13 protein-coding genes are annotated in these 14,016 nt (G+C 66.7%); 9 read left to right on the forward strand and 4 right to left on the reverse strand.

The window, feature by feature from the left end:
* Positions 1–3: 3 nt before the first annotated feature.
* From gspK to gspF, 6 genes are read left to right on the forward strand one after another with little or no spacing between them, the layout of a single operon-like run.
* Positions 4–924, forward strand: a complete 921-nt coding sequence (gene gspK, locus AC25ND_RS07560; RefSeq protein WP_062360788.1) for a type II secretion system minor pseudopilin GspK — start codon at positions 4–6, stop codon at positions 922–924.
* The gene (locus tag AC25ND_RS07565; RefSeq protein WP_182324986.1) at positions 921–1,832 is read left to right on the forward strand and encodes a GspL/Epsl periplasmic domain-containing protein; all 912 of its coding nucleotides are present in this window, start codon (positions 921–923) and stop codon (positions 1,830–1,832) included. The genes gspK and AC25ND_RS07565 overlap by 4 nt, the downstream gene beginning before the upstream one ends.
* On the forward strand, positions 1,822–2,343 hold the full coding sequence (gene gspM / locus AC25ND_RS07570) for a type II secretion system protein GspM (RefSeq protein WP_028691671.1): 522 nt from the start codon (positions 1,822–1,824) through the stop codon (positions 2,341–2,343). The genes AC25ND_RS07565 and gspM overlap by 11 nt, the downstream gene beginning before the upstream one ends.
* On the forward strand, positions 2,340–4,709 hold the full coding sequence (gene gspD, locus AC25ND_RS07575; RefSeq protein ID WP_088851516.1) for a type II secretion system secretin GspD: 2,370 nt from the start codon (positions 2,340–2,342) through the stop codon (positions 4,707–4,709). The genes gspM and gspD overlap by 4 nt, the downstream gene beginning before the upstream one ends.
* Positions 4,706–6,127 carry a type II secretion system ATPase GspE gene (gspE, locus tag AC25ND_RS07580; protein WP_062360784.1) on the forward strand — a complete coding sequence of 474 codons (1,422 nt, stop codon included), beginning with the start codon at positions 4,706–4,708 and terminating at the stop codon, positions 6,125–6,127. The genes gspD and gspE overlap by 4 nt, the downstream gene beginning before the upstream one ends.
* Positions 6,127–7,332 (forward strand): type II secretion system inner membrane protein GspF, encoded by a 1,206-nt coding sequence (gspF, locus tag AC25ND_RS07585; protein ID WP_062360782.1) that lies wholly within the window; start codon positions 6,127–6,129, stop codon positions 7,330–7,332. Before gspE ends, gspF begins: the two co-directional genes overlap by 1 nt.
* On the opposite strand, the gene AC25ND_RS07590 is transcribed toward gspF, so the two are convergent.
* Positions 7,313–8,239, reverse strand: coding sequence for a LysR family transcriptional regulator (locus AC25ND_RS07590; protein ID WP_062360780.1), 927 nt, complete (start codon positions 8,237–8,239; stop codon positions 7,313–7,315). The two genes, gspF and AC25ND_RS07590, sit on opposite strands and share 20 nt — an antisense overlap.
* An 87-nt stretch (positions 8,240–8,326) precedes the next feature.
* Between AC25ND_RS07590 and AC25ND_RS07595 the strand changes: the two genes are divergently transcribed.
* Together AC25ND_RS07595 and AC25ND_RS07600 are read left to right on the forward strand one after the other, a co-directional pair.
* Positions 8,327–8,632, forward strand: coding sequence for a putative quinol monooxygenase (locus AC25ND_RS07595; protein ID WP_486976209.1), 306 nt, complete (start codon positions 8,327–8,329; stop codon positions 8,630–8,632).
* A 14-nt stretch (positions 8,633–8,646) separates the two neighbouring features.
* On the forward strand, positions 8,647–9,492 hold the full coding sequence (locus AC25ND_RS07600) for a type 1 glutamine amidotransferase domain-containing protein (RefSeq protein ID WP_486976210.1): 846 nt from the start codon (positions 8,647–8,649) through the stop codon (positions 9,490–9,492).
* Between the two features lie 110 nt (positions 9,493–9,602).
* Here AC25ND_RS07600 and AC25ND_RS07605 read toward each other — a convergent pair whose 3' ends face one another.
* Positions 9,603–10,091, reverse strand: a complete 489-nt coding sequence (locus AC25ND_RS07605) for a signal peptidase II (protein WP_186597136.1) — start codon at positions 10,089–10,091, stop codon at positions 9,603–9,605.
* Positions 10,092–10,284: 193 nt separating this feature from the next.
* On the opposite strand from AC25ND_RS07605, the gene AC25ND_RS07610 reads away from it, so the two are divergent.
* Entirely contained in the window at positions 10,285–11,331 is a 1,047-nt protein-coding gene (locus AC25ND_RS07610) for a class I SAM-dependent methyltransferase (protein WP_186597138.1), read from the forward strand.
* A 99-nt stretch (positions 11,332–11,430) separates the two neighbouring features.
* On the opposite strand, the gene AC25ND_RS07615 is transcribed toward AC25ND_RS07610, so the two are convergent.
* Positions 11,431–12,675: a saccharopine dehydrogenase family protein gene (locus AC25ND_RS07615; protein WP_028691662.1), complete on the reverse strand. Its 1,245-nt coding sequence runs from the start codon at positions 12,673–12,675 to the stop codon at positions 11,431–11,433.
* A 30-nt stretch (positions 12,676–12,705) separates the two neighbouring features.
* Positions 12,706–13,803 carry a carboxynorspermidine decarboxylase gene (locus AC25ND_RS07620; protein ID WP_486976211.1) on the reverse strand — a complete coding sequence of 366 codons (1,098 nt, stop codon included), beginning with the start codon at positions 13,801–13,803 and terminating at the stop codon, positions 12,706–12,708.
* Between the last annotated feature and the right edge of the window lie 213 nt (positions 13,804–14,016).

Here is a 14,016-nt window from a genome sequence, read left to right on the forward strand (position 1 = left end):
GGCATGGCCGTGATCAGTGCGTTGCTGATCGCCGCAGTGGTGGCGGTGATCGCCGCCGGCATGATCGAGCGTCAGGGCTTGCTGACCCGTCAGCTGGAGAACCACCAACTGGCATTGCAGGGCCAGTGGGCCCTGGAAGGCGGCCTGCAGTTCAGCCGCCAGGTGCTGTTCGAACAGCGCTTGCGCGATCCGCTGGTGCGTGGCGGTCAGCCCTGGGCTCAGCCGATGCGCGACGTGCCGTCCGGCAGCGTGCGCTTCGACGGGCAACTGGAGGACGAGCAGGGCAAGTTCAACCTGCGCAACCTGATGGTTGATGGCCAGGTGGACGCCGAGGCGTTGGCGACCTTCAAGCGTCTGTGCGCGCTGATCGGAATCAATGAGCGCCTGGCCACGGCCATCGCCGGACAGGTGATCGACAGCTACCCACAGCGCCCGCTGGCCGCTCTCGGCAAACTGGACAGCGGCCGGGCGACTTCACCGGGTGGTGCCGTCGAAGCGTTGCCGGCCAGGCGCCCGATGCTGCGCAGCGTCGAGGGCCTGGCCGGGCTCAAGGGCATGGATGGCCAAGCCCTGGAGCGCTTGCGCCGTTTCGTCACGGTGCTGCCGGCGCTGACCTGGGTCAATGGCAACACCGCCAGCGCCGAAGTGCTGGCCGCCCAGGTGCCGGGCCTGTCGCTGCAGCAGGCCGCGGCGTTGGTGGCTGAGCGCGATGGCGGGCGCTGGTTCATCAATCGCGGCGATTTCGTCAATCGCCTGCGCATGCCATCCCTGGCCATGGCCAATGTGCGGGTGGGGATCAACAGCGACTGGTTCCGCCTGCGCGGCCTGGTGCGCCTGGGCAATCGCGAGCTTGCCCTGCAGGCGCTGCTGCGCCAGCGCGAGGGGCAGTTGCCGGATGTCATCTGGCGGCGGGTGGGCGCATGAATACGGTCATGGACGTGTGGCTGGCACCGCTGGCCGAACTGGACGAGGCGTCGCTGCTGGAGTATCGCCTGGCCGATCGGTGTGGCCAGGCGAACCGCGGGCAACTGCTTCGGCAGGCCAAGGGTGCGCCCTGGCGTCTGCACCTGCACGAGCAGGATAGCCTGGCCTTGGACATCGCCATGCCGCCTCTGACCGGCAAGCGTCTGACGGCGGCGGTGGGTTGTGCGGTGCAGGGGCTGGTGCTGGGGGATGCCGGGCAGGTCCATGTCGCCCACGGGCCGCGCCGGGTCGATGGGCAGGTCGCGGTGGCCTGGCTCGGCTTGGCGGAAATGGCGCGGCTGCAGGCGTGGCTGCAGATCGGTGGGATCAAGGTAGCCGGGTTGCACGCCTGTCAGGACGCTGCACCGTCAGTGGTGGATCTTTCCGGCGGGTTGACCGGGCCGGCGAAGCCGATGGCCTGGGGGCGCACGCTGGGCATCTGGGTTGCGGCGACGCTGGCCTGGTGCCTGGGCCTCAATCTTTACGCGGCTCAATTGGCCAGTGAAGGTGACGCGTTGCGTAGCCACATGGTTGCGCAGGTGCGCCTGGCCTTCCCACAGTTGCCGGTGGTGCTCAACCCGTTGCAGCAGGCACGCCAGCAACTGCACGGCGGCACGGCGGTCGGGTTGGCGGCATTGCTGGACGGTGCCGGGCAGGTCATGCCGTTCCTGGTCGGCAATGTCGAGGCCATGGATTACCAGGATGGTCAGTTGCGTATCACCGCCCTGGCCGACGGCGGCAAGGTCCCGGCGGGCAGCGCCTGGCAGGCCGATCTTGCCGCCCGTGGCATTGACGCACAGACCAGCGGGCAAGGCTGGACCCTGCGCGCGGCCAAGCCATCCGGCGAGGAACTGGCCCATGTCGATTAAAGCGCGCCTGGCTACCGTCCGCGCGCAGGGGCGGCAACGCTGGCAGGCCCTGGCCGTGCGGGAGCGCCGGGCCGTCGCCCTGGGCGGTGGTCTGCTCGGCGTGTTGTTTTGCTGGCAGGTGCTGGTCCAGCCGGCCTTGGCCAAGATCGACCACTGGCAAGCCGAGACACCCAAGCTGCGCGGCCAGGCCCAGGCGCTCGCTGCGCTGCTCGGCGAGCGCCTGGCGCAGCGGCCCGCAGACACCGCCCTGGCATTGCGGCAAAGCCTGGAACAGGCCGGCCTGCTGGCACAGACCCAGCTCGACGCCGAGGGCGATGCCTGGCGCCTGAGCTGGCAGCGGGCCCCGGCCGAAGCGGCGATGGCCTGGCTGCAGGGCGTGCCGCCGCGGCTGGGGCTGGACATCGGCCAACTGGCGCTACGTCGCGACCCGGCTGCCGAGCCAGGCAGCCCGGCGACCTTCTCCGGAACCCTTCGCATGGATCAGGCGCATGGCGCTAAGGACCCTTCATGACGTGCCTCCGTTCACCGCGACTGCCGTTCGCGCCCTTGCTCCTGGCCCTGGCGCTCAGCGCCTGCGCCAGCGCGCCGAGCGCGCAACGCCCCCTGGCCAGCAGCGAGCTGGGCCGTCCGCTGGCCGAGGCCGGCACTTCGACGGGCGTGCTGGATCATCGTGCGCAGCCCGGGCCACAGACCCGCTCGGCAACGCGCCAACCCGCTCCTCGGGTCGGCCAGCGCCACAGCCGCGCCGTGGCGGCGCCGGTTCCGGCCAATCCGCTGGGTGACCAGCCAGTGCAGTTGAACTTCGTCGATGCCGATATCCAGGCGGTGGTGCGCGGCCTGTCCCGCGCCACCGGCCGGCAGTTCCTGGTCGACCCGCGAGTCAAAGGGCAACTGACCTTGGTGTCAGAGGGTGAGGTACCCGCCAGCAAGGCCTACGGCATGCTGTTGTCGGCCCTGCGCATGCAGGGCTTCAGCGTGGTCGACGTCGGCGGCGTGGCCCAGGTGGTGCCCCAGGCCGACGCCAAGCTGCTCGGCGGCGCGCTGGTGACCGGGGACCGTGATGCCGGCAACGGCATGGTCACCCGCACCTTCCGCCTGCAGTACGAGAACGCCGTCAACCTGATCCCGGTGCTGCGCCCGATCGTCTCGCCCGACAACCCGATCAACGCTTACCCCGGCAACAACACTCTTGTCGTCACCGACTACGCCGAGAACCTCGAACGGGTGGCGCAGATCCTCGACCGGGTCGACATTCCCACGGCCATCGACACCGACGTGGTGGCGGTCAACAACGGCATCGCCAGCGACATCGCCGGCATGGTCAACGAACTGCTCGACAGCCAGGGCAACGACCCGACCCAGAAGATCAGCGTGCTGGGCGACCCGCGTTCGAACAGCGTGGTGATCCGCTCCGGTAGCCCCGAGCGCACCCAGCTGGCCCGTGACCTGATCTACAAGCTCGACAACGCCCAGAACAGCGCCGGCAACCTGCACGTGGTGTACCTGCGCAATGCCCAGGCCGACAAGCTGGCGCAGAGCCTGCGCGGGCTGCTGACCGGCGAGAGCGACACTGCCGGCAACGACGCCACGCGCGCGCTGCTCAGCGGCGGCGGCATGCTCACCGGCGGCAGTGGCAACGGCACCAGCGGCAATGGCGGCAGCGCGCAGGGCAACAGTGCCAACAACAACGCCAATGCCAGCCGCAGTAGCAACCAGAGCGCCGGTACTACACCGAATGGCTATGGCAGCAGCACCCAGCAGAACGACCAGGGGCTCGCGTTCTCCGCCGGCGGCGCGACCATCCAGGCCGACAAAACCACCAACACCCTGCTGATCTCCGCGCCCGAGCCGCTGTACCGCAGCCTGCGCGAGGTCATCGACCAGCTCGACCAGCGCCGCGCCCAGGTGGTGGTGGAAAGCCTGATCGTCGAGGTCGGCGAGGACGACGCCAACGAGTTTGGCATCCAGTGGCAGGCCGGCAACCTCGGCAAGAATGGCGTGTTTGGCGGCGCCAACCTCGGTGGCAGCGGCCTGGTCAAAGGACCCAGCAGCATCGACGTGCTGCCCAAGGGGCTGTCGGTAGGGGTGGTCGACGGCACGGTGAAGATCCCGGGCATCGGCGAGGTACTCGACCTCAAGGTGCTGGCCCGGGCGCTGAAGAGCAAGGGTGGCAGCAACGTGCTGTCGACACCCAACCTGCTGACCCTGGACAACGAGGCGGCGAGCATCTTCGTCGGCCAGACCATCCCCTTCGTCAGCGGCCAGTACGTCACCGACGGTGGCGGTAACAGCAACAACCCGTTCCAGACCATCCAGCGCGAGGAGGTGGGGCTGCGGCTGAACGTGCGTCCGCAGATCTCCGAGGGCGGCACGGTCAAGCTGGACGTCTACCAGGAGGTCAGCAGCGTCGACCAGCGCGCCTCCAGCGCGGCCGGCACGGTGACCAACAAGCGCGCCATCGACACCAGCATTCTGCTCGACGATGGCCAGATCATGGTCCTGGGCGGCCTGCTGCAGGACGGCTACACCCAGACCAACGAGGGCATTCCATGGCTGTCCGGGCTGCCGGGGGTCGGTTCGTTATTTCGCAGCGAGCGCCGCGCCAGCAGCAAGACCAACCTGATGGTGTTCCTGCGTCCGTACATCGTGCGCGATGCGGCGGTCGGGCGCAGCATCACCCTCAATCGCTACGACTTCATCCGCCGCGCCCAGGGCAGCCTCAAGCCCGAGCACTCCTGGGCCTTGCCGGACATGGACATGCCGCTGCTGCCGCCGGTGGAGCAGGGCGTGCCCGAGCAAGGGCGAGTCCATCCGGCGGCGCTGCGCGCACCGCGGGCCGCGATCCGCGCGGTGCCGGTGGACGAGGTGGCGCGATGAGCCGCCTGCCCTACGCCTGGGCCAAGGCCCAGCGCCTGGTGCTGCGGGTGGACGGTGAGGACGGGTCGGTGCTGTCGCGCTGCCCGTCGAGCCCGGCCTGGGCAGTGGCTGAGGTGCGCAGACGCCATGGCCCGGCGCGGGTCGAGGCGCTCGACGATGCGCAGATGGATGCGCTGCTGGCCAGCGCCTACGCCGACACCGGCAGCGCGGCGGCGGTGGTGGGGGCTGCGGAGAACGAAGTGGACCTGGACCGCCTGCTGCAGGACATCCCGGAAGTCACCGACCTGCTCGAGGCCCAGGACGATGCGCCGGTGATCCGCATGATCAACGCCTTGCTCACCCAGGCCGCGCGCGACCAGGCCAGCGACATTCATATCGAGCCGTTCGAAAGCCACTGCCTGGTGCGCTATAGGGTCGACGGCACCCTGCGCGACGTGGTCTCGCCGCGCAAGGCGCTGCACGGCGCGCTGGTGTCGCGGATCAAGATCATGGCGCAGCTGGATATCGCCGAGAAGCGCCTGCCCCAGGACGGGCGCATCGCCTTGCGCGTGGCCGGGCGACCGATCGATATCCGTGTGTCCACCGTGCCCACCGGCCATGGCGAGCGGGTGGTGATGCGCCTGCTCGACAAGCAGGCGGGACGTCTGCGCCTGGAGGCGCTGGGCATGGACGCAGGCATCCTGGCGCGGCTCGACCAGCTGATTCGTCAGCCCCACGGCATCGTGCTGGTCACCGGCCCCACTGGTTCGGGCAAGACCACCAGCCTGTACGCCGCCCTGGCGCGGCTGGACGCCAGCGTCAGCAACATCCTCACCGTGGAGGATCCGGTGGAGTATGACTTGCCGGGCATCAGCCAGATCCAGGTCAACGCGCGTATCGACATGAGCTTCGCCGTGGCCTTGCGCGCCATCCTGCGCCAGGACCCGGACGTGATCATGATCGGCGAGATCCGCGACCTGGAGACCGCGCAGATCGCCGTGCAGGCCTCGCTGACCGGGCACCTGGTGCTGGCCACCCTGCACACCAACGACGCGGTGTCGGCGGTCAACCGCCTGGTCGACATGGGCGTCGAGCCGTTCCTGCTGGCCTCGGCGCTGCTTGGGGTGCTGGCCCAGCGCCTGGTACGCCGATTGTGTCCGCACTGCCGCGAGCCCGACCCGGCCACGCCCGGGCAATACCGCGCGGTGGGTTGCGCGCACTGCAACCACTGCGGCTACAGCGGCCGCACCGGCATCCACGAGTTGTTCTGCGTGGACGACGAGGTCCGTGGCCTGGTGCACCAGGGCGCGGATGAACAGGCCCTGCGCGTCGCCGCCCGGCGCAACGGTATGCGCAGCATGCGCGAGGATGGCCAACGCTGGGTCGACAGCGGCAGCACCTGCCTGGAAGAGATCCTGCGCGTGACACGGGACACCTGATGAACCGCTATCGCTATGAAGCCGCCGATGCCCAGGGCCGCGTGGTCAAGGGCCTGCTCGAAGCCGACAGTCCGGGGGCGGCTATGGCCCAGCTGCGCGCCCTGGGCCTGACCACCCTGGAGGTCGAAGTCCAGGACGTGGCCGGGCAGGGCAGTGGTCTGTTCGGCGTGAAGCTGTCCGACGGCGACCTGGCCTGGGCCACGCGTCAGCTGGCCAGTCTGCTGGCCGCCGGTCTGCCGCTGGAGGCGGCGCTGGGGGCGACCCTGGAGCAGGCCGAGCGCAAGCATGTGGCCCAACTGCTGGGCGCGGTGCGCGGGGATGTGCGCAGCGGCATGCGCTTGGCCGATGCCCTGGCCAACCGGCCGCGGGATTTCCCTGAAATCTACCGGGCGCTGGTGGCGGCGGGCGAGGAGTCTGGCGACCTGGCCCAGGTGATGGAGCGTCTGGCCGACTACATCGAAGACCGCAACACCCTGCGCGGCAAGATCCTCACGGCATTCATCTACCCCGGCGTGGTGGGGCTGGTGTCGGTGGGTATCGTCATCTTCCTGCTCAGCTACGTGGTGCCGCAGGTGGTCAGTGCCTTCACCCAGGCGCGCCAGGACTTGCCCGGGCTGACCCTGGCCATGCTCGCTGCCAGTGACTTCGTGCGCGAATGGGGTGTGCTGTGCTTCGCCCTGATGGCCGGAGCGTTCTGGGGCTGGCGGGTCTATCTGCGCGCCCCGGCGGCGCGCCTGGCGTGGCATGGGTGCGTCCTGCGGTTGCCGTTGCTCGGGCGTTTCGTGCTGGGCCTGAACACGGCGCGTTTCGCCGCCACGCTGGCGATCCTCGGCAGCGCTGGCGTGCCCTTGCTGCGGGCACTGGAGGCGGCGCGCCAGACCCTGGGCAACGAACGCCTCGACCAGTGCGTCAACGAGGCCACGGCGCGGGTGCGCGAGGGCGCCGGGCTGGCCTCGGCGCTGGCGGTGGATAAGGTCTTTCCACCGCTGCTCATCCACCTGATCGCCAGTGGCGAGAAGACCGGCAACCTGCCGCCGATGCTCGACCGCGCCGCCGACAGCCTGGCCAAGGACATCGAGCGCCGCGCCATGGGCATGACCGCGCTGCTCGAACCGTTGATGATCGTGGTCATGGGCGCGGTGGTGCTGCTGATCGTCATGGCGGTGCTGATGCCGATCATCGAGATCAACCAGCTGGTGCAATGACCCGTTGCGCCACTTCCCACACCTGCTGGCGGAACCATCGGCGCATGGGATCGGCGTGGGTGCGCGCGTGCCAGATCTGCATCACCTCGACGTGCGGCAGCACCAGGGGCAGGGCATGCAGGCGCAGGCCGGGATCGCGCTCGACTGCCTCCATGGCCAGCGAGCGCAGGCACGTCAGCAGCAGGTCGGTGCCGCGCACCAGGCGTGTGGGGGCGATGAAGCTGGACAGTCCGGCCACCACCCGGCGTTGCCGGCCGAGAGCCCGCAGGGCCTGGTCGACCCGGCCGTCGAGATCGCCGGTCAAGGTCGTCAACAGGTGGTCGCAGGCCACGAATGCCTCCAGGGTCAGGCCGTCGACCAACCTCGGGTTGTCGGCGGCGGCCAGCACCACGAAGTCCTCGCAGAGCAGCCGCTGCTGGTGGAATGTGTCTGGCAGGTCGCTGTAGAAGCCGGCGATTGCAAGGTCGCAGGTGCCTTTCTCCAGCGCCTCGCGGGGCAGGTCGCCACGGGTGTTGTGGGTGACCAGGGTCAGGTTCGGCGCCTGGTCGCGAAGAATCGGCAGCAGCCCGGGCAGCAAGGTCTGTTCCAGGTAGTCGGTGCTGTACAGGTGCAACTGGACCGGGCGTTCAAGGAAGTGCTCGCCGTCGCAGCGGCTGAAGAAGTCCTGCAGGTGCCCGATCAACTGCTGCACCTGCGGCGCCAGCTCGTGGGCCCTGGGGGTGGGGGTGAGGCCGCGTGGCGCGCGCACGAACAGCGGGTCGCCGAACTGGTGGCGCAACTTGTTGAGCTTGTGGCTCAGGGCCGGCTGGCTGAGCGCCAGGCGTTGCGCGGCCCGGGAGGCGCTGCGCTCTTCGTAGAGCACCTGGAACAGGTGCAGCAGGTTGAGGTCCTTGTTGCTGATATTCATGAATTGGATCGCAGGAATAAGTACTTTCGAATTATCGAATCATAGCGTGCTGGTTAGGATGGGCCCAACCTGTTGAGGGAGTCGCCCATGACCATCGCCATTTTCGCCACCATCCAGCCCTTTCTCGAATACCGTGACGCCACCGAGCAGGCCCTGCGCCGGATGGTCGAGCAGACCCGCGCCGAGCCCGGCAACCTGCGCTACGACCTGTTCGTGCGCGAGGGTGGGACGCTGGCGTTCGATCTGTTCGAGCTGTACGTCGACGAGGCCGCCGTCGAGGCCCATCGCCACAGCTCCCATTACCAGGTCTACCGCGCCGCCACCGCCGATTGGCTGGCCGCACCGACACAAGTGCAGCTTGCCCGCCCGCTGGATATCGCGCCATTCAACTGAATCAGGAATCGACCATGAACAAGATTGCTCCCGTTGCGCTGGCGCTGGCCGGCGCATTGCTGACTGGCCACGCCGCCGCTGCCGCGAAGGGCGAAGTGCTGGTGCTGTTGTCCAGCGAGAACCAGTTACCGCTCAAGGACGGCAAGCCGTACCCCACCGGTTATTACCTCAACGAGTTCGGCGTGCCCGCCGACCGCTTGCTCAAGGCCGGCTACAAGCTGGTGCTGGTGACGCCCAGGGGCAATGCGCCGAGTGTTGACGAGCGCTCGATCGACCCGATGTACTTCGGCGGCGATGCCGGCGAGATGCAGCGAATCCGCCAGGTGGTCGAAAGCCTGCCGGACATTCGCGACACGCTGTCGTTGAAGGAGGTGCTGGCGGGCGATCTGGATCGTTACGCGGGGATCTTCATCCCAGGTGGCCATGCGCCGCTGATCGACCTGGCCAACAACCCTGACGTCGGCACCTTGCTGCGCCATTTCCACCAGGCCGGCAAGCCCACCGCCGCCATCTGCCACGGCCCGATCACGCTGCTGTCGGCGCAGCAGGATCCGGTCGCCTACCACGCCGCGCTCGCCCGTGGCGAAACCCCAGCGGCCAGCGACTGGACGTACCAGGGCTATCGCATGACGATTTTTTCTGACCCTGAGGAGCAGATGTTCGAAGGCTCGCTCAAGGAACAGCGTCTGCAGTTCTATCCCGCCAAGGCCATGGCCGGCGCAGGAGGCGACATGAGCTACGCCGAGGCCTGGCAGCTCCATGTGGTGGTCGATCGCGAGCTGATCACCGGGCAGAACCCGTTCTCTGACAAGGCGTTGGCCGATGCGCTGCTGGAGCGGTTGGAGGCTGCAGGGCAATAGCGATTCGGGTGCTTGGCGAAACAGGTATAGCGCCTAGGAGACCGAGCGCCGCCCACGCGGCGCTCGATCCTGAGAGCGCTGCAAGGGGCGCGGTGGGCACTTGGTAGCTTTCACGCGATGGCCGGTTTCTTCATCGCCCCCAATCCCAGCACCAGCGCCCCCGCCATGATGGCGATGTCGGCAAGGTTGAACACGCCGGTATGCAGCGGCCCGAGGTTAAGCACGAGGTAGTCGACCACATGGCCGTCGCGCAGCACCCGGTCGATCAGGTTGGCCAGGCCGCCCATGGCGATGAAGTAGGCCGCGCCGGCCTTCACCGGGGTCGCTTGCCAGTGCCTGAACGCCCAGGTCACGGCCCAGCAGCATGCCACGCCTACCGCGGCCACGAAGATCAGTTGCTTGAGGCCCGGCGACAAGCTGGCGCCGAGGCTGAGGAACGCGCCAGGGTTCATGCTCAGGGCCAGGTCGAGCCAGACGATCTGGTTGCCGAACACATAGCTGTGGTTGTTCAGGGCGACCAGGGCGATCAGTTTCACCCACTGGTCGAGCATGATGAAGGCGACGCCGAGGATCAGGACGAGGGTACGGCTGGTGAGCATGCAGGCAATTCCTTCGCTGCGCGGGTGCGGCCGTCCGGTATTGGCGGGGCTGCCGGCAGCGCGGCGAAGATAGCGCAGGCGGGTCTAGACTTAAAGTCTGGACCGGCTTCAAAGCGGTTCGATCATCCATCCGACCACCGCCTCTGGACCTGACGTCGCCGACGGTGGCCTTCTGGCAAGAGGAGGGCAGGTCATGGACGAGGCACGGCTTCAGGAATTCATGGGCAAGCTGGTGGGTGACATGGGCGCGGCAGCGACGCTGGCCAATGTCATTCTCGGGGATGAGCTCGGGCTTTATCGGGCCATGGCTGACAGCCAGCCGGTCACGCCCGAGGCGTTGGCCGAACGGACCGGCTGTCAGCCACGACTTGTGCGTGAGTGGCTCAATGGCCAGGCGGCGGCGGGCTATCTGGTGCATCGTGATGGACAGTTCACCCTGCCCGAGGAGCAGGCCATGATACTGGCCCTGGAAGACTCCCCGGTCTACATGGCCGGCGGCGCCTCGGTGCTGGCGGCGCTGTTCCATGACAAGGACAAGTTGGTCGCGGCCATGCGCGGCAACGGCGCACTCGCCTGGGGCGATCATCATCCCTGCATGTTCAGTGGTACCGAGCGGTTCTTCAGGCCGGGTTATCGGACTTTCCTCGTCGCCGACTGGCTACCGGCACTGGAGGGTGTGGTGGCCAAGCTGCAGGCCGGTGCCCAAGTGGCCGATGTCGGCTGTGGCCATGGCGCCTCGACCATCGTCATGGCCGAGGCGTTTCCGGCCTCGCGCTTTACCGGCTACGACTACCATGCGCCGTCGGTGCTCACCGCCACCGAGCGGGCCCGCGACGCAGGCGTGGCCGAGCGGGTCATCTTCCAGCAGGCTTCGGCCAAGGACTATCCCGTTCGCGACCTGGACCTGGTGTGCTTCTTCGACTGCCTGCACGACATGGGTGACCCGGTGGGGGCGGCTCGGCATGCTTACCGGGCGCTCAAGGACGACGGCACGGTGATGCTGGTGGAGCCGTTCGCCGAGGATACGCTGGATGCCAACATCAATCCGGTCGGCAGGCTGTTCTATGCGGCGTCCACCTTCATCTGCACACCGAATTCGCTGTCGCAGGAGGTGGGGCTGGGATTGGGGGCGCAGGCCGGGGAGGCGCGGTTGCGGGCGGTGTTCGAAGAGGCAGGGTTCAGGCGGTTCCGCAGGGCGACGCAGACGCCGTTCAACTTGATACTGGAGGCCAGGAAGTAGCGATCTGTCAGTGCTGCCCCTATCGCGGGGCAACCCCGCTCCCACAGACAGCATGCACAAACAGAAGGGGCGCCATCTGGCGCCCCTTCGTCGTGCAGCTTAGGCTTCAGCGTCCCATGGACGATCGCCTTTTTCATCCTTGACGCGGGTCGGCAGGCCCATCACGTCCAGCGCCTTGAGGAACGGCTCGGCCGGCAGTTCCTCGACGTTGACCATGCGCCCGGCGTCCCATTCGCCACGGGCGACCAGCAGTGCGGCGGCCACCGGCGGCACGCCGGCGGTGTAGGAGATGCCTTGGCTGTCGGTCTCGGCGTAGGCTTCTTCGTGGTCGGCCACGTTGTAGATGAACACCTCGCGCGGCTGGCCATCCTTGGTGCCCTTGACCAGATCACCGATGCAGGTCTTGCCGGTGTAGCCCGGGGCCAGCGAGGCTGGATCCGGCAGCACGGCCTTGACCACTTTCAGCGGTACCACTTCCAGGCCTTCGGCGGTCTTGACCGGCTGCTCGGAAAGCAGGCCGAGGTTCTTCAGCACGGTGAACACGTTGATGTAGTGCTCGCCGAAGCTCATCCAGAAGCGCACGTTCGGCACGTTCAGGTTCTTCGAGATCGAGTGCACCTCGTCGTGACCGGTCAGGTACAGGTTCTGCGAACCCACCACTGGCAGGTCGTCGGTACGCTTGACCTCGAACATGGTGTTGCTGGTCCATTGGCTGTTCTGCCAACTCCAGACTTGCCCGGTGAACTCGCGGAAGTTGATTTCCGGGTCGAAGTTGGTGGCGAAGTACTTGCCGTGGGAGCCGGCATTGACGTCGAGGATGTCGATCGAATCAATGCGGTCGAAATACTGCTGCTGCGCGAGTTTGGCGTAGCTGTTCACCACACCCGGGTCGAAGCCGACACCGAGAATGGCGGTAATGTTCTTCTGCTGGCATTCCTCGAGGTGCTTCCACTCGTAGTTGCCATACCAGGGCGGGGTTTCGCAGATCTTGCCCGGTTCTTCGTGAATCGCGGTGTCAAGATAAGCGACACCGGTATCGATGCAGGCACGCAGCACCGACATGTTGAGGAAGGCGGAACCAACGTTGATCACGATCTGCGACTCGGTCTCGCGGATCAGTGCCTTGGTCGCCTCGACATCGAGGGCGTTGAGCGAGAAGGCCTGGATGTCGGCGGGTACCTTGAGGCTACCCTTGGCCTTGACGCTGTCGATGATGGCCTGGCATTTGGAGATGTTCCGTGACGCAATCGCAATACGACCCAGTTCGTCGTTATGCTGTGCGCACTTGTGGGCCACCACCTTGGCGACACCTCCTGCACCAATGATAAGAACGTTCTTCTTCAATTCAGCTTTTCTCCTTCGTGAAAGCCTGTCTTACGACAGGCTCGAAACGTAGTCTTCGAACCCGAACTCGCGCACCAGCTCGACGCTGCCGTCGAGCTGCTTGACTGCGATGGATGGCATTTTCAGACCGTTGAACCAGTTTTTCTTGACCATGGTGTAACCGGCGGTGTCGACGAACGACAGGCGGTCACCGATCTGCAGCGGCTTGTTGAACTGATACTCGCCGAAGATATCGCCGGCCAGGCACGACTTGCCGCAGACCATGTAGGTGTGCGCGCCGTCGTTGGGCGCCATCTTGGCGTTGAGGCGATAGATCAGCAGGTCGAGCAGGTGTGCCTCGATCGAGCTGTCGACCACGGCCAGGTGCTTGCCGTTGTACAGGGTGTCGAGCACGGTCACTTCCAGCGAGGCGCTGTTGGTGATGGCCGCTTCGCCCGGCTCCAGGTAGACCTGCACGCCGTAATGTTGCGAGAAGGCTTTCAGGCGTGCGCAGAACGCGTCCAGCGCGTAGTCTTCGCCGGTGAAATGGATGCCGCCGCCGAGGCTGACCCACTGGACCTTGTGCAGCAGGTGGCCAAAGCGTTCCTCGATGTGCGTGAGCATCTTGTCGAACAGGCCGAAGTCGCCGTTCTCGCAGTTGTTGTGGAACATGAAGCCGGAGATCTTCTCGATCACCTTCTCGATTTTCTCAGGGTCCCACTCACCGAGGCGGCTGAACGGGCGCGCCGGGTCGGCCAGCAGGTAGTCGGAACTGCTCACCTGCGGGTTGACGCGCAGGCCGCGCACCTTGCCCTCGGACTGTTCGGCGAAACGCTCGAGCTGGCCGATGGAGTTGAAGATGATCTTGTCGCAGTTCTCGAGCATCTCTTCGACTTCATCGTCGGCCCAGGCCACGCTGTAGGCGTGGGTTTCGCCGGCGAACTTCTGGCGGCCGAGCTTGAGCTCGTACAGCGAGGACGAAGTGGTGCCATCCATGTACTGCTGCATCAGGTCGAACACCGACCAGGTGGCGAAGCACTTGAGGGCGAGCAGGGCCTTGGCCCCGGACTGCTGGCGCACGTAGGCGATCTTTTCCATGTTGCCCAGCAGCTTTTGTTTATCGATGAGGTAGTACGGCGTCTTGATCATTTAAAGGCCCCCGGCCAGGCCGGCCAAAAAAAGGACACGCATTGTGCCTTCACTTGCCGCGGTACGAAAGGGCGCGAGGCGCATTTCGTCCGAGTCGCCCACGCACGGCGCTGTTGAAGCGCCATCTGGCCCGTGATTGCGCCGTCCCTGGCGCGGGTTCGGCCGGTATCGCGAGGATTGGCCAAATATGCTTTTTCATCGGGCGAGCCCAGT

This window comes from Pseudomonas sp. P110(2024) (assembly GCF_057480795.1).